This is a genomic window from Micromonospora humida (genome assembly GCF_016901255.1).
Taxonomy (GTDB): Bacteria; Actinomycetota; Actinomycetes; order Mycobacteriales; family Micromonosporaceae; genus Micromonospora; species Micromonospora wenchangensis.
Map to the genome: position 1 here is coordinate 817,644 of NZ_JAFEUC010000001.1, position 24,977 is coordinate 842,620.

Annotated in this window: 22 protein-coding genes and 1 riboswitch; of the genes, 10 read left to right on the plus strand and 12 right to left on the minus strand. The window is 72.9% G+C overall.

Going from position 1 to position 24,977, the window contains the following annotated elements; all coding sequences use genetic code 11:
• Nucleotides 1-38 precede the first annotated feature (38 nt).
• Nucleotides 39-728 (plus strand): trypsin-like serine protease, encoded by a 690-nt coding sequence (locus tag JQX11_RS03315; protein ID WP_204923445.1) that lies wholly within the window; start codon nucleotides 39-41, stop codon nucleotides 726-728.
• 40 nt (nucleotides 729-768) lie between these two features.
• Here JQX11_RS03315 and JQX11_RS03320 read toward each other — a convergent pair whose 3' ends face one another.
• The gene (locus JQX11_RS03320) at nucleotides 769-1,761 is read right to left on the minus strand and encodes a P1 family peptidase (protein WP_204923446.1); all 993 of its coding nucleotides are present in this window, start codon (nucleotides 1,759-1,761) and stop codon (nucleotides 769-771) included.
• A 74-nt stretch (nucleotides 1,762-1,835) separates the two neighbouring features.
• Here JQX11_RS03320 and JQX11_RS32920 point away from each other — a divergent pair, with 74 nt between their 5' ends.
• A complete protein-coding gene (locus JQX11_RS32920; RefSeq protein ID WP_204923447.1) occupies nucleotides 1,836-2,807 on the plus strand; it encodes a LacI family DNA-binding transcriptional regulator in 972 nt (323 codons plus the stop codon).
• Between the two features lies 1 nt (nucleotide 2,808).
• On the opposite strand, the gene JQX11_RS03330 is transcribed toward JQX11_RS32920, so the two are convergent.
• Nucleotides 2,809-3,720: a siderophore-interacting protein gene (locus JQX11_RS03330; RefSeq protein WP_204923448.1), complete on the minus strand. Its 912-nt coding sequence runs from the start codon at nucleotides 3,718-3,720 to the stop codon at nucleotides 2,809-2,811.
• Nucleotides 3,717-4,766 (minus strand): iron-siderophore ABC transporter substrate-binding protein, encoded by a 1,050-nt coding sequence (locus JQX11_RS03335; protein WP_204923449.1) that lies wholly within the window; start codon nucleotides 4,764-4,766, stop codon nucleotides 3,717-3,719. The genes JQX11_RS03330 and JQX11_RS03335 overlap by 4 nt, the downstream gene beginning before the upstream one ends.
• Nucleotides 4,767-4,869: 103 nt before the next feature.
• Here JQX11_RS03335 and JQX11_RS03340 point away from each other — a divergent pair, with 103 nt between their 5' ends.
• The 3 genes from JQX11_RS03340 to JQX11_RS03350 are packed head-to-tail and all read left to right on the plus strand — an operon-like array spanning nucleotide 4,870 to nucleotide 7,783.
• Complete coding sequence (locus JQX11_RS03340) at nucleotides 4,870-5,895, plus strand: FecCD family ABC transporter permease (protein ID WP_204923450.1); 1,026 nt, start codon at nucleotides 4,870-4,872, stop codon at nucleotides 5,893-5,895.
• Entirely contained in the window at nucleotides 5,892-6,914 is a 1,023-nt protein-coding gene (locus JQX11_RS03345; protein WP_204923451.1) for a FecCD family ABC transporter permease, read from the plus strand. Before JQX11_RS03340 ends, JQX11_RS03345 begins: the two co-directional genes overlap by 4 nt.
• A gap of 44 nt (nucleotides 6,915-6,958) precedes the next feature.
• Complete coding sequence (locus JQX11_RS03350; RefSeq protein ID WP_204923452.1) at nucleotides 6,959-7,783, plus strand: ABC transporter ATP-binding protein; 825 nt, start codon at nucleotides 6,959-6,961, stop codon at nucleotides 7,781-7,783.
• A gap of 158 nt (nucleotides 7,784-7,941) precedes the next feature.
• Here the strand turns inward: JQX11_RS03350 and JQX11_RS03355 are convergent, their stop codons facing one another.
• A complete protein-coding gene (locus tag JQX11_RS03355) occupies nucleotides 7,942-9,243 on the minus strand; it encodes an alpha/beta hydrolase (RefSeq protein ID WP_204923453.1) in 1,302 nt (433 codons plus the stop codon).
• Nucleotides 9,244-9,379: 136 nt separating this feature from the next.
• Here JQX11_RS03355 and JQX11_RS03360 point away from each other — a divergent pair, with 136 nt between their 5' ends.
• Both JQX11_RS03360 and JQX11_RS03365 read left to right on the plus strand, forming a co-directional pair.
• The gene (locus JQX11_RS03360; RefSeq protein WP_204923454.1) at nucleotides 9,380-10,069 is read left to right on the plus strand and encodes a response regulator transcription factor; all 690 of its coding nucleotides are present in this window, start codon (nucleotides 9,380-9,382) and stop codon (nucleotides 10,067-10,069) included.
• Entirely contained in the window at nucleotides 10,062-11,933 is a 1,872-nt protein-coding gene (locus tag JQX11_RS03365; RefSeq protein ID WP_204923455.1) for a sensor histidine kinase, read from the plus strand. The genes JQX11_RS03360 and JQX11_RS03365 overlap by 8 nt, the downstream gene beginning before the upstream one ends.
• A gap of 173 nt (nucleotides 11,934-12,106) precedes the next feature.
• On the opposite strand, the gene JQX11_RS03370 is transcribed toward JQX11_RS03365, so the two are convergent.
• Nucleotides 12,107-13,186, minus strand: coding sequence for a saccharopine dehydrogenase family protein (locus JQX11_RS03370; protein WP_204923456.1), 1,080 nt, complete (start codon nucleotides 13,184-13,186; stop codon nucleotides 12,107-12,109).
• 102 nt (nucleotides 13,187-13,288) lie between these two features.
• Here JQX11_RS03370 and JQX11_RS03375 point away from each other — a divergent pair, with 102 nt between their 5' ends.
• Nucleotides 13,289-13,882, plus strand: a complete 594-nt coding sequence (locus JQX11_RS03375) for a TetR/AcrR family transcriptional regulator (protein WP_204923457.1) — start codon at nucleotides 13,289-13,291, stop codon at nucleotides 13,880-13,882.
• A 140-nt stretch (nucleotides 13,883-14,022) separates the two neighbouring features.
• On the opposite strand, the gene JQX11_RS03380 is transcribed toward JQX11_RS03375, so the two are convergent.
• Complete coding sequence (locus JQX11_RS03380; RefSeq protein WP_204923458.1) at nucleotides 14,023-14,463, minus strand: hypothetical protein; 441 nt, start codon at nucleotides 14,461-14,463, stop codon at nucleotides 14,023-14,025.
• A gap of 150 nt (nucleotides 14,464-14,613) precedes the next feature.
• Between JQX11_RS03380 and JQX11_RS03385 the strand changes: the two genes are divergently transcribed.
• On the plus strand, nucleotides 14,614-17,241 hold the full coding sequence (locus tag JQX11_RS03385; protein ID WP_204923459.1) for a tetratricopeptide repeat protein: 2,628 nt from the start codon (nucleotides 14,614-14,616) through the stop codon (nucleotides 17,239-17,241).
• A 33-nt stretch (nucleotides 17,242-17,274) separates the two neighbouring features.
• On the opposite strand, the gene JQX11_RS03390 is transcribed toward JQX11_RS03385, so the two are convergent.
• Entirely contained in the window at nucleotides 17,275-19,134 is a 1,860-nt protein-coding gene (locus JQX11_RS03390; protein WP_204923460.1) for a hypothetical protein, read from the minus strand.
• 355 nt (nucleotides 19,135-19,489) lie between these two features.
• Here JQX11_RS03390 and JQX11_RS03395 point away from each other — a divergent pair, with 355 nt between their 5' ends.
• On the plus strand, nucleotides 19,490-19,789 hold the full coding sequence (locus JQX11_RS03395) for a GNAT family N-acetyltransferase (RefSeq protein ID WP_204923461.1): 300 nt from the start codon (nucleotides 19,490-19,492) through the stop codon (nucleotides 19,787-19,789).
• 124 nt (nucleotides 19,790-19,913) lie between these two features.
• Here JQX11_RS03395 and JQX11_RS03400 read toward each other — a convergent pair whose 3' ends face one another.
• The 5 genes from JQX11_RS03400 to JQX11_RS03420 all read right to left on the minus strand — a co-directional run bounded on the left by JQX11_RS03400 (nucleotide 19,914) and on the right by JQX11_RS03420 (nucleotide 24,977).
• Entirely contained in the window at nucleotides 19,914-20,258 is a 345-nt protein-coding gene (locus tag JQX11_RS03400; RefSeq protein ID WP_204923462.1) for a hypothetical protein, read from the minus strand.
• A gap of 73 nt (nucleotides 20,259-20,331) precedes the next feature.
• Entirely contained in the window at nucleotides 20,332-20,976 is a 645-nt protein-coding gene (bluB, locus tag JQX11_RS03405; RefSeq protein ID WP_204923463.1) for a 5,6-dimethylbenzimidazole synthase, read from the minus strand.
• Nucleotides 20,977-21,012: 36 nt separating this feature from the next.
• Nucleotides 21,013-21,210: riboswitch (cobalamin riboswitch) on the minus strand.
• A gap of 256 nt (nucleotides 21,211-21,466) precedes the next feature.
• Nucleotides 21,467-22,225: a hypothetical protein gene (locus JQX11_RS03410; RefSeq protein ID WP_204923464.1), complete on the minus strand. Its 759-nt coding sequence runs from the start codon at nucleotides 22,223-22,225 to the stop codon at nucleotides 21,467-21,469.
• Nucleotides 22,222-23,262 (minus strand): hypothetical protein, encoded by a 1,041-nt coding sequence (locus JQX11_RS03415; RefSeq protein ID WP_204923465.1) that lies wholly within the window; start codon nucleotides 23,260-23,262, stop codon nucleotides 22,222-22,224. The genes JQX11_RS03410 and JQX11_RS03415 overlap by 4 nt, the downstream gene beginning before the upstream one ends.
• Complete coding sequence (locus tag JQX11_RS03420) at nucleotides 23,259-24,977, minus strand: AMP-binding protein (protein WP_204923466.1); 1,719 nt, start codon at nucleotides 24,975-24,977, stop codon at nucleotides 23,259-23,261. The genes JQX11_RS03415 and JQX11_RS03420 overlap by 4 nt, the downstream gene beginning before the upstream one ends.

A 24,977-nucleotide genomic window follows, 5' to 3' on the forward strand; every position in this document is an offset into this window, starting at 1 on the left:
TTCTACCGCGAGTCTGCTGCTTCCACATGCACGGAGGAGTGTCGGTGAATCACTTTCGTAGAGCTTTTCTCGCCGTGCTGTGCGGAGCCGTGCTGGTGGTCGGCCCGCAGACCCCCGCATCGGCGATCGCCGGCGGCACCACCACGTCGTCGCTGCACGGGCAGGTGCAGATCTGGAACAACGGAGGGGCCGACTTCCGCTGTACCGGCTCGCTCATCCATGTGCACTACGTGCTCACCGCGGCACACTGCCTCCACAGCAGCCGCCTCGTGGTCAAGGCGGGCGACAAGCGTCTCGGCAGCGGTCAGCGCATCATCGTCGACGGCACGGCGGCGGCGCCGAAGGGCTACGACATGGCGGTCCTGCATCTGGCGTCGAACGTCACCCAGAGCAATCTCGTCGTTCCCTACAGCAGAGACACGGCTCTGCTCAAGACCGGGGTCACCGTAGCCATCCGCGGCTGGGGGCAGACCGAGGAGAACGGGCCTCCGGCGTCGACCCTGCGGGTGTGCAGCCTGCAGGTCAAGCGATCCATCGGGTCGGAGCTGGAGTTGGAGGGACTCGACGGGGTTCCCCTGAACGGCGACTCCGGGGCGGCGGTCTGGCAGAACAACCGCGTCCAGGCCGTGTTCACCCACTCCGACGACGCGCTGGGTGGACTGTCCGTTCCCACCGGTTTCCTGGCCGGCTGGATCAAGAGCGTCAGCGGGGTCGACGGAATCGACTGAACCCGGTCTGATCGCCCGGGCGGCGTGGGCGGGGTCGTCGTCAGGCGGCGTCGACGCTGGAGAGGACGGCGTCCCAGGCCAGTTCGGCGGCGACCGTGCCCAGCCGCAGCGACGGGGCGGGCACCGTCACCTCGTCGGTGGTCAGGGCGAACAGGGTGTCGCCGTCGGCGATGGTGTGGAACGGCTGGATCGCCCGATGCATGGAGCTGTGCACCTGGGTGGCGAACTGGGCGAGTTCGGTGTCGGTCATCCGGACGTTGGTGACCACGGCGGTCAGGGTGGTGTTCCCGCCGGTGGGCGCGAGGTCCGGGGTGGCCGCCGCGACCAGCTCGGCGTAGTCCTCGGCCGGGTGGCGACGCCGGCCGGTCGCCGGGTCGAGGTTGCCCCGCACGATCCCGCCGTTGCGGTCGACGATCACCCCCATGGCGTTGACCACGGTCAGCACCAGCAGCCGGGCCGGGCCGACGCGGGCGAAGGCGGCACCCTGCCCGCCCCACTCGGCGCGGGCGTTGTCGACCTTGCCGACGGTCGCGCCGACACCCGCGCCGACCCGCCCGACGGCCACCCGGTCGGCGCGTACCGCGCGCAGCCCGTCGGCACCGAGCCCGGCGTCGGGGTAGATGGCGTTGTCCCGGGGCGTGAAGTCGTAGACGACGGCCCCGGACACCACCGGCAGGCTGCCGAAGTCGGTCGCGTAGCCGGTGCGGCGGAGCAGTTCGTCGTAGACACCGGACGCCGCGGCGAGCCCGAAGCTCGACCCGCCGGCGAAGCACAACGCATGGTGGTACGGGAAACCGCCGCTGACCCCGACAGCCCCGCCCCGCTTGTCGACAGCGGTACGCGCGCCGCCGGGGATGCTGAGCACGGTGACGCCGGTCGGGCCGTCGGGATACTCGGCGGTGCCGATCGCCACGCCGGGCAGGTCGAAGTCGACCCACCCGTCGCCCGCCGCGCCGAGCACCGCGGGTCGCTGCCGGTGGTCGTTGCCGACGGGTGCCGTCGTACGCGGCGGGGCCGGATGGTGCTCGGACATGAGGATCACCGTCTTCCGTGGGGGGTGTGGTGGCGGCGTGTCCCGACCGACGCCCGGTTCCCTAGACTGGGCTGATGGCCCGTCCCGTCACGCTGCACGATGTCGCGCGCCGGGCGGGTGTCGGCAAGTCCACCGTTTCCAATGTGCTGTCGTGTTCCGGCCGGGTCTCCGAGGCGACCCGGGAACGGGTCCGCGCGGCGATGCAGGAACTGGGTTACGTCCCGAACCGGGCGGCCCGGCAGTTGCGGGGCGGGCGGACCGGCATCGTCGGCGTCTACGTCCCGGGCGTGCCGTCCACGTCGGAGTTCTACATGCGGTTCGTCTTCGGCGTCATGGAACGCGCCGCCGCCCGCGACCGGGACGTCACCATCCTGACCGCCTCGGAACACCGCTCGCCCCGGGCGCTCGACGGGGTGATCGTGGCCGATCCGCACCGGGACGACGCGTTCGTGCCGGTCCTGATGCAGGGTGGCATGCCGGTCGTGTGTTTCGAACGCCCCCCGGCCGGGATGCGCCCGGACGTCGTCCTCTGGGCGGACCACCACCGGGCACTCACCGGGCTGCTGGACCGGATGGCCGGGGCCGGGGCCCGGTGTCCCGCCCTGGTGGTGCCGCCGGAGACCGGTGACTGGGCGGCCCAACTGGCGGCGGCGCACCGGGACTGGTGCGCCCGGCACGGCGTCGCCGCCGTGGTGGCGCACCATCCGTGGGTGCCGTCGCCGCAGGAGGTGTCCCGGGCGGTCGAACAGGTGCTCGCCCGGCCGGGGGTGGACGCCCTGGTATGCGCCTCGGTGGACACCGCGCCGACGGCCGTCCAGGTGCTGCACCGGCTCGGCCGCCGGGTCGGGCGGGACGTCCTGCTGGCCAGCGCCACCGAGTCGAGCGCCCTGCGGCTGGGCCAGCCGCCGATCACCGCGCTCGACCTGTCGCCGTTGGACGCCGGACGCCGCTGCGCCGACCTGCTCGACGAGCTGATCGGTGGCGGCCCGGGTGGGGTCTACGAGCATCCGGTCCACCTGTGGTGGCGGGAGTCGACCCGGGGGTAGGTCACCGGGTCATCCGTTCCAGTGCCTCCTCCATCCGGTCGCCCGCTTCCACCGGGTTGAGCCCGGCCGCGAGACCGTCCTGGTAGACCTGGTCGAGCAGGGGGCGGAAGCGGGCGTAGCGGCGTTCCCAGTCGGCGGAGTCGGTGCGCCAGTAGCCCACGCAGACGGCGCGGTCGCGGGGCAGCCGGTGCACGGTGCGCAGCACGGACCGGGCCTGTCGGCACTCCCCCGCCTCGCCCGCGACCCACACGTAGCCGGGGCCGTCGGGCAGGGTCGTGTCCCGCAGCCGGTCGACGAGGCTGCCCGGGCCCCGGCCGTTACCGACCCCGACCCGGACGTCGACGTGCACCGTGGGGTCGTCGCCGGCGGCGGCGAGCAGGTCCCGGGCGTCGGCCAGGTCCGGCAGGTCCACCAGCACCCGTACCGGGAGGCCGGGGGTGCGTTCCGCGACGGCGCGGGTCGCGGCGGGCAGCCCGGACAGGTCGGTGGCGAGCACCAGCCAGCGGGTGTCGGCGGGGGGACGGAACCAGGCGCGGCACCGCCACAGCAGCAGGCCGGCGCCGGTCTCGGCCTGCCGCGCCCAGGACGTGGCGGGGCCGTGGTCGTGCAGGGCGAAGTCGATGGTCAGCCGTGCCCCGGCGGGGTCGACGGCGCGGACGGAGTAGTTGCGGCCGATGGGCAGGTGCTGCTCGTCGTGGTAGCCCCACACCTCGCCGCGCAGGGTCATCGGCGGCGGGGCCGACTCGCCGGGGCGGGGGAAGTAGAGCGTCACCGACTCGTCCGGCAGGCCCAGGGCGGGGAAGCGGACGAGGTCGGGGCCGCCGAGGACGACCCGTTGCAGGTGCGGGGTCAGCCGGCGGACCTCGTGCACGGTGGCGGTCCAGAAGCCGGGACGGGTGAGTGTGTCGGTCATTTCGCGCTGAACTCCGAGTCGGTGGCCGGGTCGCCGTCGACCGCGGTGGCGAGCGCGGGGACGATCTTGTCCAGGACGTAGGGCAGGCTCAGCACGGAGGCGAACGCCAGCGCGCCGTTGGCCGCGGTGCCGAGGAAGACGTCCCGGCGTTGGGTACGGACGTCCAGCCGGGTGTAGAGCGGGTCGCCGAGCAGGGTGGTCACGCCGGGGTCGGTGGCCGCCTCGGACCAGACGGCGACGTCCACGTCCACCAGGTCGAACCGTTCGCGGCTGATGGTGGCGGACTGGTTGGCGTTCGCGGTGAGGGTCGTGACCTCGGGCGTCATGGTCAGCCCCAGGTCGAGCAGCACCTTCGAGGCGGTGGTCTCGGGGCTGAACAGGTAGTACTGGCCTTCGTAGGTGGAGGCGAACACGGTGCTGGCGCCCTTGAGGCAGGGATGCGCGCCGGCGACCGAGGCGATCCGCTGTTCCAGGTCGGTGACGAGTTTCTCGGCTTCGGCGCTGCGGCCGGTGATCTGACCGGCGGCCCGGGTCATCTGCTGCCAGGTCACCGCCCAACTGCCGTCCCCCGCCGGCTGGGCGACGGTGGGGGCGATCTTGGTGAGCAGGTCGTACTCCTGGCGGGACATGCCGGAGGAGAGGCCGACGATGACGTCGGGGCGTAGCGCGGCGATCTGTTCGTAGTCGAGTTCGGCCCGCGCCAGCACCTCCGGTTTGGCGGTGCCGAGTCGTTCGCGGGCCCACGGCCAGGTTGCGTTCGGCATGTTGCCGTACCAGTCGCGGATCGCCACCGGCACCTCACCGAGGGCGAGGAAGTAGTCCTGCTCCTTGAGGCCCACCACCACGATCCGTTCGGGCTTGGCGGTGAGGGTGGTCGCGCCGAAGGCGTGGGTGAGGGTGGTGGGGAACGCGGCGTCGGACGATCCGGACGCGGGCGCGGCGGGGCTTGCCCCGTCGGCGGCGCAACCGCCGGCCACCAGCAGGGCGAGCGCCAGTGCGGCGGCGGTCAGGAGTGTGCTCAGCCGGCGTGGGCGGGAGTGTGACATGGCATTCGATCCTCAGGAGGGGCAGCGAGAACGACGTTCCCAGTGGCTTAGGGTAGGTTTACCTTAGCCAGTGATGGAACGTTCCACCATGAAGTGAGTCACAGTGTCGGTCGCCACCCCCGCCGGCTTACGCCGCCCCCGCCTGCTCGCCGCCGGCCTGCTCGCCTGCGCGCTCGCCCTGCTGGCCGCGATCACCGCCAGCCTCGCCGTCGGCGCACTGCCCCTGACGACCGGCACCGTGCTGCGGGAACTCCTCGCCCACGGCGACAGCGAGGCGGGCCTGATCGTCTGGGAGGTCCGGCTGCCCCGTACGGTGATCGCGATCGGCGTCGGCGCGGCCCTGGCCCTGGCCGGCACCCTGATGCAGGCCCTCACCCGCAACCCGCTCGCCGACCCCGGGCTGTTGGGCGTCAACGCCGGAGCCGCCGCCGCCGTGGTCGCCGGCATCCTCGCCGGGGTGGGCAGCCAGCGCGGACACCTGCTGCTCGCCCTGCTCGGCGCGGGCCTCGCCGCCGGCCTGGTCACCGCCATCGGCGGCACCCGGGGTCCGGGCCGGGCCGAGGACGGCCGGCTGGTCCTGGCCGGCGCGGCCGTCGGCGCCTGCCTGACCGGGGCCGTCGCCGGGGTCACCCTGATCGACCAGACCGCGTTCGACAGGTACCGCTTCTGGGCCGTCGGCAGCCTCGCCGACCAGCCGCCGTCCGCCCTGCTCACCGCGGCACCAGCGCTGCTCGCCGGCCTGCTCGTCACCGTCGGCGTGATCCGGCCGTTGGACGTGCTGCGCTTCGGCGACGAGGGCGGCACCGCGTTGGGGGTCAGCCCCGGCCGCACCCGGCTGCTCGCGCTGGTCGCCACCACCCTGCTCTGCGGCGGCGCGACCGCCGTGGCCGGCCCGATCGGCTTCCTCGGGCTCGCCGTCCCGCACGCCGCCCGGGCGATCTGCGGCCCCCGGCTCGGGTGGATCGTCGCCTATGCCTGCCTGCTCGGCCCGATCCTGCTGATCACCGCCGACGTGCTCGGCCGGCTCCTGGCCCGCCCCGGAGAGATCGAGGTCGCGATCGTCATGGGCGCCATCGGTGCCCCCGTGTTCATCGCCCTGGTCCGCGCCCGGAGGATTCCCCGCCCATGACCACCGCCCCGACCAGCGCCCCGGGTCGCCGCACCCGCCGCCGGCACACCCGCCGCGCCACCCTGGCCTGCCTCGTCGCGCTGGCCCTCGGCGTCGGGCTGGCCGTCGTCGCCCTGGCCAGCGGCCGGTACGCCACCCCGCCGCACGACCTGTGGCCGGTGCTGACCGGGGGCGGCGACCCCGGCCTGCGGTTCGTCCTGTTCGAGCTGCGGCTGCCCCGGATCGGCACCGCACTCGCCGTCGGAGCCGCCCTCGGCGCGGCCGGCGCACTCTTCCAGAGCGCCAGCCGCAACCCCCTCGGCAGCCCCGACATCGTCGGCTTCACCGTCGGCGCCGCCACCGGCGCACTCGTCGTCCTGCTGGTCGTCCACGACACCCGACTCACCCCGGCCGTGGGCGCGGTGCTCGGCGGTGCCGCCGTCGCCGGGGCGGCCCTGCTGCTCGGCGGAACCGGGCAACGCCTCATCCTCGTCGGGATCGGCCTGTCCGCCCTGCTCACCTCCGTCAACGCGTACCTGCTGACCCGCGCCGAGGTGACCGACGCGCAGAACGCCGCCGTCTGGCTCGTCGGCAGCCTCAACGGCAGCGGCCCGCACCTGCCGCTGCTGCTCTGGGCGCTCGCCGCACTGCTGCCACCCGCCGTGCTGGCGGCCCGGGGGCTGCGACTCATCGAGAACGGCGGGGACAAGGCACTCAGCCTCGGTGTACCCGTACGCCGGCAACGCCTCACCGCGACGGCCCTGGCGGTCGCGCTCACCGCCGTCGGGGTCGCCGGCGCCGGGCCTGTCGGTTTCGTCGCCCTGGCCGCCCCCCACCTGGCCCGCCGGCTCACCCGCGTCGCCGCTCCCCTGGTGACCACCAGCGCGGTGTTCGGCGCGGTGCTGCTGCTCGCCGCCGACCAGCTCGCCCAGCGGCTCGTCCCCGGGCAGCAACTGCCCGTCGGCGCGGTCACCGGCGTCGTCGGCGGCGGCTACCTCGCTCTCGTCCTGGCCTGGAGCTGGCGAGGGAGGCCCGGGTGAGCCGCCGCCCGTCCCGCACCGCACCGTCCACCCCGGAGGCAACAATGACCGCCCCGCCCGCGATCGAACTGGACTCGGTCACCGTCGGCTACGACCGTCGGACCGTCTGCCGGGACGTCTCCCTGCGGATCGCCGAGGGGAGCTTCACCGTCTTCATCGGGCCCAACGGGTGCGGCAAGTCGACCCTGCTGCGCACCATCGCCCGGGTGTTGCGCCCGAGCGGGGGCCGGGTGGCCGTGGCCGGCCGCGACGTGCACGGCTACCGCCGGCGGCAGTACGCCCGCACCGTGGGGCTGCTCCCCCAGGGCATCGAGGCACCGGCCGGGATGACCGTCACCGATCTGGTGCTGCGCGGACGGCACCCGCACCGGTCGACGCTGGGCCGCTGGACGGCGCAGGACGAACGGGCGGTCACCGCGGCGCTGGCCGCCACCGGCACCACCGACCTCGGCGACCGGGTGCTGGCGGAACTCTCCGGAGGCCAACGGCAACGCGCCTGGTTGGCCATGCTGCTGGCGCAGGACACCCCGATCCTGCTGCTCGACGAACCGACCACCTACCTCGACATCGCCCACCAGTACGAGGTCCTCGACCTGCTCGCCGACCTGCACGCCGGTGGCCGGACCGTGGTCGCCGTCCTGCACGACCTCAACCAGGCGGCCCGCTACGCCACCGACCTGGTGGTGCTGCGCGACGGCCAGGTCGCCACGACCGGTCACCCGTCGACGGCGCTCACCCCGGACCTCGTCGCCGACGTGTTCGGGTTGCGCTGCCGGATCGTGCCCGATCCGGTGACGGGCACTCCCGCGGTGTTCCCCGAGTCCGCCCGCACCCACCCGACCAGCCCAGCGGTGGCGCCCGGTGGATGAGCGGACCGTCCTGCCGACGGCCGGCCTGTCAGGGTCGGACGGAACCTGTCCGACCCTGACAGCCGCGCCGATCGGCTACGGAGGCCCCGGCCCCGGACATCGCTACCGGCCAGCCACGGCCCGACCGTGGACGACGAGGGCTTCACCGCCGTACGGCGCTACCGCAGGCCCCGCCGAGGTCGGGGAACGATCTTCTCGGCGTCGACCACGGTGAACGAGGCGTACGGGTGGACGCCACCGCTGACGACCGCCTCGGCCTGCCGGTCGCCCAGGAGCACCGAACGGAAGAATGCGGTGACGTATCCGGCGCTGACCTGGCGCTGTTCGGTCTCGGTCAGTTTGCGGGTCACGTGCGACCACTCGATCGGCGGTTCGGGGGTGCCGCTGTCCGGGTCCCAGTCCGGGAACGTCGGGGTGCCGCACCAACCCGGTGCCGGACCGAAGCCCTGGTCGTCGATGGCGCCGACCTGCCCGCTCCCGGGAGACCACTGGGTGTTGAGGAAGTTGTGGTTCGCGCCACGAACATGCCAGGTGTAGACCGGCTCACGCGTGTGACCGGTTGCCAACTTCGCATAGTCGAGACCCTGCTCGCTGTCGCAGCCGCCGACCCAGACCGCGAGCGGTGCCGAGGTCACCCGGTAGAGCTTGGCATCCGGGGAACCGGGATTGGTGGCGGTGCCCGAGCCGGCGGCGGCGAGGGCGAGGACGCCGGCCACGCGTACGCCTGCCGGAAGGTCGACGCGGTGGACGTCCGCGGCGTGCCAGGCCACCGCACGGCCACCGCGTGAGTGGCCGAGTGTCCCCGTACGAGAGAAGTCGATCCTGCCTCTGAGGTTCGGGGTCGGGCCGTTGAAGTGGCCGGCCAGCGCGCCACCGCCCGTGCGGGCCAGTTCGGTCCAGAGCGCGAGATGCTTGTTGATGAGCTTCGCGCGGGCGTTGTCGGCCTCGGTGCCGATCTGACCGGCGTTGATCCCGTTGGCGCTGATCGAGACGACGACCATTCCCTGGGCGGCGAGCTGTCGGGCGAGATAGTCGTAGCCCCGGTAGCTGGGTAGTGCGGCGACACCGGGCGCGCACGGCCACTGCCAGAGCCGGTGGATGGCGTCCAACCAGCGCGGGTCGTCGTAGTAGTCGTCCGGCGACTCCTTCTCGATCCGAGCCGCCTCGGCGTCGGCAGCCCGGTCGGCGCAGGTGGACCAGTAGCCGTGCGAGAGCACCACCAGGGGAAACGGCCCGTTGCCGGCGGCCGGGTAGTGCACGTTGCCGGTCAGCTCGATCGGTGCCAGGGTCGACGAGTCCGGGCCGTCGGTGTGGAAACCGGCGACGGTGAACGCACGGTCGCCGAGGGTGTAGTCGAGCGACCTGACTGGATAGGTGCGGTCCCTGGCCTGGGCGGGTGACGCAGGCACGAGGCCGGCGGCGACCAGCGCCACTGCGGCCAGGCCCTTCAGCAATGACAACCTTTTCTCCTTCACGGGGACCGGGGGCTGTTACGTGCCACATCCTGGCGAACCCTTGTCAGGAACCTGTGGTGATCCGGTAGTGGTCCCGTTCGCTACCTGTTTCGATGTTCTGACGCCTCCTAGACTCGCCGCCGTGAACGCGAACGTGCTCGTCGCCGAGGACGACCCCAAGCAGGCCGAACTGCTCCGGCGGTACCTGGAGCACGAGGGCCACCGGGTGTCGGTGGTCCACGATGGCCGGGCAGCGCTGGACGAGATCCGCCACCGCCCGCCGGACCTGCTGGTGCTGGACGTCATGATGCCGCGCGTCGACGGCCTCGACGTGTGCCGCATCCTGCGTCGGGACTCCGAGGTGCCGGTGCTGATGGTCACCGCCCGCAGCACCGAGGACGACCTGCTGCTGGGCCTGGACCTGGGCGCCGACGACTACCTGACGAAGCCGTACAGCCCGCGGGAACTGGCGGCGCGGGTGCGCACCCTGCTCCGTCGGACCCGGTCCACGGCGGCGCGGCCCGTCGCGCCGCCCCTGCAGGTGGGCGATCTTCTCCTTGATCCGGTACGCCACGAGGTCACCGTCGCGGGCAGCCCGGTGGTGTGCACCCCGGGCGAGTTCGCCCTGTTGAGTGCGTTCGCGGCGGAGCCGGGCAGGGCGTTCAGCCGCGACCAACTGCTCCGCCGGCTGCACGGGCTCGACTCGTACGTCACCGCCCGCACGGTCGACGTGCACGTGATGAACCTGCGCCGGAAGATCGAGACGGATCCGCGACGCCCGGCGCGGCTGCTCACCGTGTACGGCATCGGATACAAACTCGCCGATGGCTGAGTGGTGCGGACGCGGCAGCCTCCTGGTCCGGCTGCTCGCCCTCAGCGTGGTCATCTCCGTACTCTCGATCTCGGCGACCGCCTGGCTCGCCGTACGCGACACGACCCGGGCACTGCAACAGGAGCGCGGCCGGGCGCTCGCCGACGACGCGCGGATCTACAACGCCCTGCTCGGGCACGCCGCGACGCACCACGACTGGACGGGCGTGTCGCCACTGGTGCGGTCCCTCGCGGCGGACACCGAGCGACGGATCGTCCTGACCGACCGCAACCGCACCCCGCTCGCCGCGTCCGGTGCGGGAGCCCTGCCGCAACGGGCCTCCGCCACCGTCGATCCGCTCGACGTCGACACCGATCTGGCGGGAACTGCGGGAGCCGGCGGGATCGACGCGCGGGCCACCGGCCCGTACCAGCTCCCGGACGCCGAACGGACCGCGCTGCGCAGATTGGCGGTGCGGGCACTGGACTGTCTGCACGGTCCGCTCGACCCGGCCCCGCTGACCGCGGCGGAAGGGTTGCTTCCGGTCCGTACCGACGCGGAGATCGTCGTCACCCCCAGCGGCCGGCCCCGCATCGTGTCCCGAGGCGCCACCGTCATCAGCGACGCGCGGTGCGCCGGGGAGTTCGACGCGTTGGCCGAGCCGACCGCCACCGAGCGACAAGCGCTGGACCAGCTCGACGACCTCGTCAACGCCTGCCTGGGCCGCCAGCGGATTCCGGCGGTGCGAACCGACCTCGACGGACAGTGGACCCCGGCCGGGTCCGGTCTGATCACCGCCGAACGACGCGACGACGTCGACGGTTGTGTCGCCGCGGCCCGACGCACCCAGATCGCCGGCCACGTCGCGCCACCCGTGTTGTTGTTCGTCACCGACCCGGGTACCCCGGTGCCGGTCGGCGCCTTCGACCTCACCCCGGCCAACCGGTTGCGGATCTTCGGGGTGGCCGGGGTGGTGCTGCTCGTCGCGGTCGGCGTCACGGTGCTGGTGGGGGTACGCCTGGTCCGACCACTACACGCGTTGACCGCCGCAGCCGGGCGGATGCGCAACGGCGACACCACGGCACGGGTGCGGGTCGCCGGACGCGATGAGATCGCCCGGCTCGGCACCGCGTTCAACGAGATGGCCGAACAGCGGTGCCGGGTCGAGCAACTGCGCCGCGACATGGTCGGCGACATCGCCCACGAGATGCGTACGCCGGTGACGAACATCCGCGGCTGGTTGGAGGCAGCCGAGGACGGAGTGGTCGAACTCGATGTGGACCTGGTCAGCTCGCTGCTGGACGAGGCGCTCCTACTCCAGCACGTCATCGACGACCTCCAGGATCTCGCCGCAGCCGACGCGGGCGAGCTGACACTGCACCGGCAACAGGTCGAGCTGCCCAGGCTGCTGCGCGAGGTCGCGGACGCCTTCGCTCCCGCCGCCGAGTCCGCCGGGGTCACGCTGGTCGTCGATGCCGCACCCGGCACGCTCGACGCCGATCCGATCCGGCTCCGGCAGGCCATCGGCAACCTGATCACCAACGCGATCCGGCACACCCCCGCCGACGGCCGGGTCACGCTCTCCGCCCGACACCGGGCAGCGTACGTCGAGATCGCCGTGGCCGATACCGGGCCGGGGATTCCGCAGGAGCAGCGTGAGCTGGTCTTCGAACGGTTCTGGCGGGCCGAGAAGTCCCGCAGCCGGCGGACGGGCGGCAGCGGTCTCGGGCTCGCCATCGTCCGCAAGATCGCTGAGTCACACGGCGGCACCTCGGCGGTCGCCGGCGCTGCAGGAACGGGAGCGGTGTTCACCCTTCGCCTGCCGGCCGCAGGCGGTCAGGCCGATCCGCCGCACCGGCCTGCCCCGCCTCCCGACCGACCCTGACCCCGCACCGCCGTGGGACCGGCGGGTGGTCGGGGCGGTGTCGGTTTTCCCATCAGGGCCGCGCCCCTGCCGCCGGCCACGCTCAGGCGTGGCCGCGCCCCGGCAGCGTTCCGGCCGAACACGTGCCCGGTCGGCGGCTCGTCGCGGCCGGCGGCTGGCCGGTCACGGGGCCGTCAGCGGTGCACTGCCACCTGGTACACGCCGCCGCACGCCTCGGCGAGAGTCGACCCGAACAGCGCCGCAGGCGTGTACGCGCCGGGTTTCCCCTGCCCGGCCAGCAGCCGCCGAACCAGCTCGGCGGGCACCGTCGCCGTCCAGGACTGGGCCTCGCCGACCCGTAGCCAGCCCTCGCGGATGCTGCCGTCCGGCCATTGGACGACCGCGTGGCCCCAGGAGTGCTCGCGGGGCTTCGGGCGGGCCCTGGTCGGTACCGCGGCGAGCCGTCGCCGCAGCAGGGCGCGCACCGGGCCGATCGCGAGCAGGGCGGTCGCGACGGGCAGCACCGCGCGCACGACCGGGGAGGACGGGGCCTCGCTCGATGCGGCGAGCACATCCGCGGCACCGCTGGCCCGTTGGGCGGCCACCAGTTCGCCCAGCGGCATGCTGGCGGTGGTCACCGTGGAACCGTCGGGCAGGACCAGTTTCATCGGGTCGCCGGCGAGGCTGGCCGGGGTGAGTCGTCCGTCGCGGTACCGGCGGCCCTGGAACCGGCCGCCGCCCTCGACCCCGGGGATGCCCTCCACGATCGTGGCGGCCAGGGCGTCGCCGACGACGCCGTCCTCGGCGGCCAACGAGGGCACCATGTCGACCCGGACCCGCCGAGGTGTCGGCCGTCCTTCGCAGAGCTTCACCACGACGCTCTCGGTGGCGGTCACGCCGAACCCGGCTCCCGTGACGGCCGTGCACCCCGCGGCCGTCAACTCCCCGTGCCGGCCGAGGATCGCCGTCAACGAGGCCAGATCGTTGGCGAGGTCGAGGTAGTGGCCGGCCGGGAGGCACGCGTCCAGCAGCGGCAGGGCCGTCTCGATGAACGGTCCGACGGTGTTGATCACCACGGCCGGCCGCTCCCGGCGGATCGCGGCGGCCGTTTCGCGGACCGAAGCGGCCACGATCGTCGGCAGCCCGTCGGCGGCGGCCTTCAGCCGTCCGGCGTCCCGGCCGACCAGCACCGGCTCGATGCTCCGTCGGCGCAGTTCGGCCGCGATGGCGCGCCCGCTGCGTCCGGTGCCGCCGAGGATCCATACGTCGGTCATGGCACAGCTCCGCCCTGGTGCGGCAGCCGCCCCAGTGACGACACGCCGTGTCATCACCATACCGTCGACGACACGTCATGTCATCACGGCTACACTGGGATCATGGCCCGATGGCGACCGGATGCCCGCGAGCGGCTGCGGCAGGCGGCGCTCGAACTCTTCGCCGAACAGGGCTTCGCCGCTACCACGGTGCCGGCGATCACCGCGCGGGCCGGCCTGACGACGCGCACGTTCTTCCGGCACTTCGCCGACAAGCGCGAGGTGCTCTTCGCGGACGAGGCCGAGATCAGCGCCTTCGCCACGAAACTCATGGCCACGGCGCCCACCGACGAACCGCTGACGTTCATCGTCGCGGGCCTGCGCACGGTCGCCGAGACCTACTTCGAAGGCCGCAAGGACGACCTGCGGCAACGGCGCGCCATCGTGGCGTCCGACCCGGGGCTGGGCGAACGCGACCAGCACAAGCGCGCGATGCTGGCCCAGGTGATGCGGGACGGCTTCCGCGCCCGCGGCCTCGACCCGCTCCGGGCCGACCTGCTCGCCGAGACAGCGGGAACCCTGATGTACGTGTCCGTCGCCGCATGGCTCGAAACCGACGACGGTCGCCGGCTCGGCGACATCATCGACGTCGCACTCGCGACGCTGCGGGCCGAACTGGAAGGGCTGCCGAACGGTCAGGGTGCTTCGCAGGGGTGAGACCGGCGCGAGCGGCACCGGTGGACGGCACCACCGCACGGCCGCACGCCGGTCACCGACCCGGCTCCGCCCGGGTGCCACTCATCGGTCGGGCGTCGCTGCGACCGGGCTGCTGGCCGCAGTCACGCCCACATCCACGGCTACCCCTTGACGGTGACCTGGTGTTTCGCACAGGCAGCGATCAACCTGGGGACTGCGGCGGCCAGGTTGCCCTGCCGTAGCTTCACCGTCTCCGGCGCATCGCGCGGATCCTGCGCCCGTTGCACCCGCTGCACCATGCCCACCGCGAAGACCCCGGCAGACCGCAGATCCTCGTGCGCGGAGCGTTGGAACAACTCCCCCACCCGCTGCACCTCGTCGTCCGGGGCGACCTCGCCCTCCCCGGCCCGCACCACGAATCCGGCCGACCGGCAGGCCGTCACCCCCGGATCCTCGTCCCCCCGGTCAGCGAGCTGCCAGTACGCCACCGCGCCGCCACCCAGGGCGAGCACCGCGAGGGCCGCCACCGACGGGATGACCCATCGATGCCGTCGTCGTGGCACCTCGGCGGTGGGCCCGACCCAGGAGTGGTCGTCAGTCACCCGGACGTCCTTTCTCGACACTGCTCACGCGGGAGCGAAAACTACCACCCGCCGCACACGACCGGCACCACCAGCCAGAGACACGGGAAGCGCCTTTTCCGATACGATGAGCTACATCCGCACACATCTATGAATGCTTGAGATCGACCGATGACCGCTACCCGAGCGGACGGCGCGTCTGCCCTGCTGCCGGACCCGGGTCGGGCCCGCACACTCGACGAGCTCACCGCGGCGCTGAGGTCCCTGAAGCTCTGGGCCGGAAGCCCGTCCTACGAACGGATCACCAACCAGGTCAACCACGCCTGGCGGACCGCCGGCCGTCCGGTCGGCGAGTGGACCAAACGTCCCACGGTCGTGGACTGTTTCAAGCCCGGCCGGCGACGACTGAACGCCGACCTCGTCACCGCGATCGTGCGGGCCCTGCACCCGGACGAGGGATACGTGCACCAGTGGCGTCAGGCGCTCCGGGTGCTCGGCGGGGAGGCCCAGGCCGCCACCGTGGTACGGGTCCAGGACCGGCTGCCGCCCGACCTCGCCGGGTTCACCGGTCGCGCCAGCGAACTCGACCAGCTCCGGCACACCCTCGGCCACCACCGACACACCACCGGGGCGATGGCGGTCGCGATCGAGGGCATGGCCGGGGTCGGCAAAACCCAGCTCGCCGTCCACGCCGGACACCTCCTGATCCGGGAGTCCCGCTTCGACCGGACGCTCTTCGTCAATCTGCGCGGGTTCTTCCCCGACCCCGCCCGGCCTCCCGCGGACCCGGCCGCCGTCCTGGAGGGGTTCCTGCGCCTGCTCGGCGTACCGGCCCACCAGATCCCCCACGACCTGTCCGCCCGCACGGCGGCCTACCGCGACCGGCTCACCGGCACCCGTACCCTGATCGTGCTGGACAATGCTGCCGACGTCGACCAGGTCCGGCCGCTCCTCCCCGAGGTGCCCGACTGTCTCACCCTGATCACCAGCCGGCGGATCCTGTCCGACCTGCGGCCGGCCACGCGCCTGGTGGTCGACGTGTTCACCGAGGACGAGGCCGTCGACTATCTCGCCCGGGTCGTCGGCCGGATCCCCAGGGGTGACGACCCGGACGCGGCGGCGCGTATCACCCGACGATGCGGCCATCTCCCCCTGGCTCTCGACCTGACCGCCGGACACATGCGGGCCACCCCCGGCTGGACCCTCACCGACCACGCCGACCGGCTCGACGAACGCCACCTCCAGCGACGCCTGGAAACCGGCGTCGAACTCGCTCTCGACCTCTCCTACCACCATCTGCCCACCGACCAGCGACGGCTGCTGCGGCTGCTGGCACTGCACCCCGGGCAGGACAGTGACGCCTACGCTGCCGCCGCCCTGACCGGCACCGGCCTGGACACCACCCGCACGCACCTGGACCACCTGTGCCGCGACCATCTCCTCCAGCAGTCCGCCTCGGGCCGCTACACGTTGCACGACCTCGTCCGGGCCTTCGCCGTCACCCGTGCACACGACGAGGTACGTCCCGCCGACCGTCGGGAAGCCCTCACCCGCCTTTTCGACCACTATCTCGCCACGGCGGCCACCGCGATGAACGCCCTACACCCCGCCCAGGCGCACCTTCGTCCCCACGTTCCGCCGACCGGCACACCCGCCCCCGACCTGGCCAACCCGGACAGCGCTCTGGCCTGGCTCGACATCGAACGGCCCACCCTGGTCACCGTCGCGGCCCACACCGCCGGCCACGGCTGGCCCGGCCACACGACGCGCCTCTCGCGCATCCTGTACCGCTACTTCGCCGGCGGTCACGGCAGCGACGCCGTCACCGTCCACCAGCACGCGCACCACGCGGCCCGGCACACCGGCGACGTCACCGAACAGGCCCACGCCCTGACCGATCTCGGCGTCGCCTATCTCTGGGTCGCCCGGTACGAGTCCGCCGTCGAGCACCTCACCACGGCCCTGCACCTGTTCGGCCAGACCGGACACGGGTTCGGGCAGGCCCGGACCCACACCAACCTGGGCGTCGCCGAACAGCGGCTCGGCCACTACCGCAGGGCCGCCGCCCACTTCGCGCAGGCCCGGACCGCGCACCTACGGACCGGCGACCAGACCGGCCAGGCCCGCGCGTTGAGCAACCTCGGTGACGTCGAACAGCGCCTGGGCCACTACCGCAGAGCCGCCCGGCACCTCCGACAGGCACTCGCCCTGTACCGACGGAGCGGAGACCACGCCGGTGAGGCGGTGTCGCTGGCCAACCTCGCGGAGGTCGACACCCGGTCGGGGCGGTACGGGGCGGCTGCGGAGAACCTGGACCGGGCGCTCGTCCTGTTCCGTCAGGCCGGTCACCGCAACGGCGAGGCCTGGGCCCTGGACGGGCTCGGCACCCTCCACCGCCACCTCGGACAGGCCACCGAGGCCGCCCGACATCATCGGCAGGCCCTGACGATCCTGCAGACGACCGGGGACAGGCACGGCGCGGCGTGGGCGCTCAACGGGCTCGGCGAGGCCACCCTCGCCGCCGGCCACGCCACCGACGCGCTCACCCACCACACTGCCGCCCACACCATCGCCGCCGAGATCGGCGCCCGGGACCAGCGGGCCCGTGCCCAGGCCGGACTCGCCGGCGCCCACCGCGCCCTCGACCGGCACGATCGGGCCCGCGACCACTACCGGCAGGCCCTGACCATCTACACGGACCTCGGCACCCCCGAAGCCGACCAGATCCGCGCCTGCCTCGCCGCCCTCGACGACGCAGGTCCCCCGGAGCTGACCGTGCGGTCCCCGGAGCTGCCCTGATCTCCGGAGACCGCACGTTCCTGGCGGCTGGGGTCACCCGCCGGCCCGTCGACATCCCGCCGGGGAACACGTCGGGGTGGGGCAGGTCGGATGGGTGGTGCCGGGTATGCAGACCGGTGGCTGCACGGGATTGGCGTCGACGTCCGGTCGTTGCAGTCCGACGTAGACGGTGGCGGCGGATGCGCCGAGCACGCCGACGTCCAGGGCGCACGTGTCCAGCCACAGCGTGGCGACCTGCCGGGTGCGGCAGAGCTCCTGCGCCCACAGCCTGGTGTTCTGGTTGAGGTTGCCGGCGTAGAACGGTGCCGTCGGGTTGCCCACGGCGACGGCGGTGCAGGGTTGCAGCAGGGTGGCGGAAGGGCTGACCCGCCAACTGTTGCCGAACCTGTCGTAGAGGTCGGCATGGGAGAGCGGCACGCGCAGGGCGCCGCCGCCCTTGACCTCGAGGTAGTGCGGATCGTCATCGGGATTGCCCAGGAGGCCGCGCACCGTCGGCGCCCCGGGTCCGACGCCGATGCCCAGGTCGAGGTACCCCGTGTTGGCGGTGGCGCGGACGCTGTTACCCGACGGGTCCTTGAACGTGTACACGTTGTTGACGCGGTCGATCGCCACCCCGTTGGGCAGCAGCAGTGACCCGCCGGTCGGCAGGCTGGTGGTGGTGCCGTTCACCACCAGCCGTGTCCCGTCGCACAGTGCCAGCCTCGCGTTGCCCATCCTCAGCGCGACCGACCGGTTGACCGAGGTGTTGGGCCAGGTCGAGCCACCGGGCGCCTTGCGGGTCTGCACCTCGAATGTCGAACCGGCCTGGGCCTCGACGAAGTCGCCCGTGGCCTGGAAGTCGTAGAACAGACCGCCGAACGTGTACTGGTGGGTGTCGCCGATGACCGCGGCGATGCGGCAGGCCGACGCCGCCGCCGGACCCTGGACCGACTCGTTGATGACGACGGCCGGCGCCGGGCTCGACGGGACCGGACCCGGGGGGCCGAAGTTGAGGTTGTTCCGCTCACTGCTGAAGCCGAAGTTCTGACAGTCGGGCCTGACCGGGCTGCCGTCCTCGACGGTCGTGCGGACGTTGAAGCTCGCCTCGGGATTGAACTTCGCCGTTGAGCCGTGGCCGTAGCCAAACACGTTGAACTCGACCTGCGTCCACTCCGAGGCGGGTTCCTGGGGATCCGGTGGCAGAACGTGGAGGATGCCCGCTCCCGTGGACGAGTAGATCCGCCCCGAGCCGTCGTTGAAGGTGACGGTGTCGGTCTCCTGCCCATCGGCCGTCTTCGCGACCGAGCCGTCCAGTCGCAGGGCCGGCTTCGCCATGCTCTGGATCGGCAGGTAGGGCAGCTGGATCGCGTCGGTCTTGCGCGAACAGTGGGTCTCTGAGTCGTCCGGTGCCTCGGTCCACCCCGGTGGGCACGGCTGGCTCGGGTCCGGGTTGTAGTGCAGCAGCCAGTACTCGACGTAGAGGCGGCTGGGGCTGGGGTCCGGATTGGGATTGCCGCCCCTGGTGCCGTCGTTGGCGAACACGAACTGCTTCCAGCCCCGGCACAGGCCGGCGGTCGGTGAACCGTTGCACTCCTGGACCCGGAGGTGGTTGGTGTTGAGCTGGAACGAGTAGCTGCCCGGCATGGTCGGCCCGTCGGTCGGGACGCTGGTCACGCTCAGGTTCTGCTGGTTCACCTTCTCAAAACTGCCGGACGCGCGGGTGATCGGACCGGCACCCGTCGGCCTTCCCGTCACGATCCCGATCCCGCCCCCGACGTCCCGCCGGGGAGCCTGTTCGAGGTTCGGGGCCATCGGAGCCGACGGCGGGGCCACGCACCCGGTCTTCTGCCACACCAGTTCGGGATAGGCCGCGGTGAAGCACCCCTGCGCCGACGGCCGCGGCACCTTCACCATCGTCGAATGCCAGTCCTGAAGATCCCCCTGGGCAGCCGGGGGTCTCCCCTCCCCGCTGGCATGTACCCCCATCCCCAGCAGGACCGCCGCGATCGTGATGCCCACCAGCCCGGATGGTGACCGGTGTTCTCGCGGTAGCAATCTCATCATCGTTCCCTCCCACCACAGGTGGAATAGCTCGGCGCCCGCCCTCGGGGCGGGCCTCGCCGACGAGCGTCGCGTGACGTCGGGCCGTGCGGGGGATCCCCATACAAACCCATACCTGCTCACCCGGCAGCGTTGGTGCACCGAGGTGGCGTCCGGTCCGCCGGACACCGCGTCCGACGCCCTCCGCAGTACGGGAGGTGATGCGAGGATGACGGCCGTGGTGAGCATCGACTCGTTGACTGGACGTGACCGCGAAGAGTGGGAGGGTTTGACCCGGCGTTTCCCCGCGCACTGGGCGGGCCGGCCGGGTCGACCCGCAACCGAGGTCGACGACGAGGGCTACGAACGCACGTGGCAGCGCCTGGTGGACCGCGAACAGATCCGGGGCATCTGCGCACGGCGCGACGGTGAGATGGTGGGCATCGCGCATTACCTGTTCCACGCCGCCGTCTACCGGGGATACATCCTGTACAGCTACTCACGAGCTGCGGCCATCACCACGACGTGACCGGCGTCCGGTCGTCGGTGCCCGTGGTCCCGGAAAGTCCGGCGTCGACGCCCGGGTGGTGGTCACACCAGAGCCCGTCCGGCGTGCGCGCGTCACCCGCGCGTACGCCGGACGCCGGACGGCCCTACTGCCAGGGGCCGCTGCGGCAGATGAACTGGGTGGTGCCGCTGTACTGGGTGGTGCCGCCGTCCACATAGCTGTAGCTGGCCCGCACGGGGTGGCCGAGGTTGCTGGCCGGGCAGGTGGCGAAGAGGGTCGGCGCGGCGGTCGTGAAGGTGCCGACACTGCCGGAGTACCAGGTGATGCTCCAGGTCGTCGTGCCGGTGCTGCTGGCGTCGCAGTAGAACTGCGACGCGCCGGACTCGCAGAAGGGCGCCGGGGCGGCGGCGAGTGCCGGCGTGGCGCCGGCGGCGGCGAGGCTCAGGACGGCGAGCGCGGACGCCGCCAGCACCTTGACGGTGGTACGCATGAAACTCCTCCCAACGTGGCCGAGTGATGACTCAGTGCGACGCCAGCCTAGCCGTCGCATCGACGTACCCGAATTAGCTGTTCGGTTGGTCGGTCCCCCGCCGTAGCCACCGGTCGTGGTGGACCGCCTCGGTGAGGGGCCTGCGCCGCCGCCACCCGTGCCGCTCCAGATCGGGCACGGCCTCCAGGTGGGTGACCGGCCCGACGCAGAGCCAGGCCACCGGCCGGATGCCGGCCGGCACACCCAGCAGCTCGGCCAGGAACGGCTCCCGGTAGAAGGACACCCACCCGACGCCCAGCCCTTCGGCGGTGGCGGCGAGCCAGAGGTTCTGGATGGCCAGGCAGACCGAGTAGAGGCCCGCGTCGGCGATGGCGTGCCGCCCGAGCACCGCCGGGCCGCCGCGCTGCGGGTCGTAGGTGACGACCACCGACAGCGTCGACTCCAGCACCCCGTCGATCTTGATACGCGCTAACCGCTCGGCCGCCGCACCGTCCAGGGTGGCGGCGAACGTCGCCCGCTCGGCCTGCACGTGCCGATGGAACCGGCGACGGACGGCCGGGTCCCGGACCAGGACGAAATCCCACGGCTGCGAGTTGCCGACGCTGGGCGCGGCGTGCGCGGCGTCGAGAATCCGGTGCAGGGTGTCGGCCGGCACCGGCTCCCCGGTGAACTCGGCCCGGACGTCCCGGCGGCGGTGGATGGCGTCGTAGAGTTCCACAGGCAGGCTCCCGCTGCGCTCGGCCCACCCCGACGGGTGGGCGCTCGACGCGAGGCCGGTCTTCGGACTCCCGGATCAACGCCGACCCGTCCGCCTTCCCAGCCCTTGGGCCAGTGGCTGCGCTCCTCGCGCCTGGACGGTCGCTCCCCGGTCACCGCGGCGGGCCCGTGCCGGAATCACACCGGCTTCCCGATTCTCCCCGCGTGCGCGGGGCACCTCGCACGATCATGCCGTCGCCGATGCTAACCCGCACCACCGACGCCGGCCGGCCACGGCCCGGCCCGACAGCACACGCAGCGGGTCCCGGTGTTCCGGCGTCCACGTGGACGCCGGGGTGTGCGACGTCCTCGCCGAGGTGTCCGGCGGTCAGGCCCACCACGAGGCCCTCCGGTCGCTGGACTCCCGTGCGGCCGGAGGAGCACGACGACGCTCTCGGCGGCGGTGAGCGGCTGACACCGGTCCGATCCCGACCGGCCTGGGCTCGGCTCGGTCACCGCTCGATGCTGGCGTACTCACAGACCGCCGCCGGAAAGCCGCCCGCGCCGAAGCGCAGCTCGACGACGTGCCCGTGGGCGGTCTCGGTGACCGCTGGTGTGATCGACTGACCGGCCCGCGCCGGTCGCAGGTACCAGCACCGGCTGGTGTCGGTACGGCCGGGCGGCACCCCCGCGTCGGCCAGCGCGTTCTCGCCGCGCTCCAGGTAGCACGCGAAGAAGACGTGGTCGTTCAGATCCGTCTCCCGGTCGCTGAAGGTGAAAGCCGCCGTCTCGGTTCCGCCGCTGCGGGGTCGTCGCGGCAGCTCCGGCAGCAGCGGCGAGTCGCCGCCGAAGCCCGGGGGCGCCTCGGTGCGCGGTGTGGGTCGTGCCCCGGCGCCGGCGTCCAACCAGGTCCACCGGCTGGTCCACACCGCCACCACGGTGCCGTCGGCGGCGCGCAGGGTCAGCTCGTCGTGCCCGCCGTACCAGCCACGCCGGTCGACGCCGAGGGTGACGGCCAGTTCGGCGTCGAGCGGCGCTCCGGGAAGCACCCGCACCGGCGGGGTGTACGCCTGCACGTACCGCACCACGGCGCGGACCCGGTGCCGTTCGAAGTAGGACCAGCGGTCGAGGCCGGCCGTCTCCTGCCACCAGCCGGCGGAGACCTCGTCGAGGAGGTGCACCAGCTGGGTCGGTTTCAGGGTGCCCCGTTGGGTGATGGCCGGATAGCGGGCCTCGGTGCCCGTGCGGTAAACCCTGGACCCGACGGTCACGGCAGTGGTCCATCAGCCCGCGGTCGGCCGGGCCGCAGCGGTTTGATGGTGGTGCCCACCGCGAGCGGACGGGTCCGGCCCCCGCAGTGGTGTACCGCCATCGGACCCTCCGCCCGGCAGGCGCAGGGCAACACCCGGTTGAGGCTGGAGCCGATGCAGAACTCCTCGAAGGCGGTCCGGTCGCCGGGAAGCAGGCGGGCCAGCAGCGCCATCACCGGGTCCACCGCCTTGATCCGGCCGTCGTCGTCGCGCACCTCCAGCCAGGCGTGGTCGAGGTCCATCATCCCGATCAGCCAACCCCGCCGGGCGTACGCCTCGTACCCCATGGCCCGGCACTCACGTTCGAGGTACAGGCTGGCGGAGACGCAGTTGACCACCCCGTTGGCGAGGGTGTCGTCCGGGTCGACCTGCCAACTCGACGGCAGCATCTGGAAACGCGGCCCGCCGTGCCGGATGTCGGCGAAGAGCCGGGCCAGCCGGGGGGAGACGATCCGGTCCGCCCGGCCCGCGGTGACCAGGTCCAGGTCGACGGTGACCAGGTCGGGTACGGCCGGCAGCCGCACCTCGTCGTCGGTCACGGTCACCGGCCCGGCGGCGCTGGTCCAGCCGGAGGCCGCGCCACCGGTCAGCTCCGGAACCGGTCGGTGCAGCAGCCAGCCGGGGTCGGTGCCGCATCCGCCGTCCGGGCACCTCAGGGTCGCGGTCATCCGCCAGGACCTCGGTTCGGTCCAGGTGGCGGCGGGCTTGAGGGAGAACCGGAAGGCGAACTCCCAGCCGATCTCCGGCAGGCTGTTCCCGCTGCCCGAGTAGAGACCCAGGTTGATCAGGTCGTAGTGGCAGAACCGCCGTTCGTCGCCCTCGCCGGTGACCGGCAGACCGGCCTCGACCAGCAGATCCAGTGTCTCGGCGGGGCAACGCAGCAGCCCCAGCGCGCCCGCCCGGTCGACGGTGGCCTCGCGGTGGGCCGGCGGGACGAGGGTGATCCGGCGCAGCGCGGCGAGCCAGCTGTCGGTCTGCGCTGCGGTGACGGCGCTCATCGCGGCCACGCTGCGGGCTCGGCGGAGTCGTAGAGCACCTCGCCGGGGAGGGAGCCGTCCGTGGCGGCCCGGAACATGGGCCGCCGTCGTGGTTTGCCGCTGGTGGTACGCGCCACCGCGGGCGCGGGCACGCTGAGCACCCGGATCCGTACGCCGGGGCCGCCCTCCCGGCCGAGTATCCGCGCGACCTCCGCGGCCCACGGCCCCGGCCGCTGCCGGATCAGCGCATGCAGTACGGGTGTGTGGCCGGCGGACCCGGCCAGCACCACGACCCGTTCCGGGGAGAGTCCGTCGACGCCGGCGAGACGGGCCTCCAGGTCCTCCGCGTAGAGGTTGCGTCCGCGTACCTTGAGGCTGTCGCCAGCCCGGCCGAGGACGAACAGTTGGCCGTCGTGGAGGAAGCCGTGGTCGCCGGTGCGCAGCCGGCCCTCGGCGAAGGCGGCGTCAGGTGCGGCGGGACCGTGGTATCCGGCGGCCACCGACCGGCCGGTCAGTGCGATCTCCCCGACGACGTCGGGCGGCAGCGTCCTGCCCTCGTCGTCGACGACGGTCACCGCGACACCGTCGCGGGCATCGCCGCAGCCAACCAACCAGTCGTCGTCGGCCGACGGGTCCGTCCCGACCTCCTCGACGGCGGTCACCTCGACCGGCTCGCCGGGGCGCAGCTCGCCGGCGACCCGGAGCGCCACCGGTGGTGGGGCCAGGTGCAGGCCGGTCGCTACTAGGGTGTTCTCGGCCAGCCCGTACGCGGGGAGGAAGGTGCGGGTGCGGAACCCGTACGGGCCGAGCAGCGCCGCGAACGACTCCAGGGTGTGCCGGCTGACCCGTTCGGCTCCGACGATCGCGGCCCGCCAGCCGCTGAAGTCCATTCCGGCCAGCTCGTCCGGGCCGATCCGCCGGGCGGCGTAGGCGTAGCCGAAGGTGGGTGCGGCGGTCAGCGTCGCACCCTGCTCGCCGAAGCAGGACAGCCAGCGTCGGGGTGAGCGGATGAACTGGTCCGGCCGCATGGCGAGGATGTCGCTCTGGTTGAGCACCGGGGCCAACGTGCAGCCGATCAGCCCCATGTCGTGGTAGGTCGGCAGCCAGGTGGCGGTCACGTCGGCGGCGTCCATGTCGAGCCAGCGGCGGATGGCGGTGACGTTGGCCAGGAGGTTGTCGGCGCGGATGGCGACCGCCCGGGGGTGGCCCGACGATCCGGAGGTGAACTGGACCAGCGCCACCTCGTCCCCGGCCGGTGGCTGCGGATCGTCGGCGGCAGGCGCGACGGGCCGGCCCGGCCCCGCGTCGCCCGGCTGGTCCGGGCCCGCGACGGTCAGCACGGTCACCGCCAGACCGGCGGCGGCTGCGGCGCTGCGGGCGGTCCCGGCCAGGTGCGGGTCGACGAGCACGGTACGGGTGCCGGCGACCCGCATCAGGTGGGTCAACTGCTCCGGGTACGCCGCACCCGCGCCGAGCCCGGCGGGCGGCGGCATCGGATTGACCACCCCGCCGGCCGCCAGCGTTCCGAAGAACCCGGCCAGGAACGTCTCCGGTGACACCAGCAGGAGCGAGACCACCTCGCCCCGGCGCAGTCCCGTGCCGCGCAGCAGTCCGGCCACGTCCAGGGCGGCGGCGGCGAGGGAGGGGAAGTCGTGCCGGGCCCAACCGGCGTCGTCGGTGGCCACCCGTAGCCCGTGGCCGGTGCGCGGCTCGGTGAGCCAGCCGGTCAGGCTCAT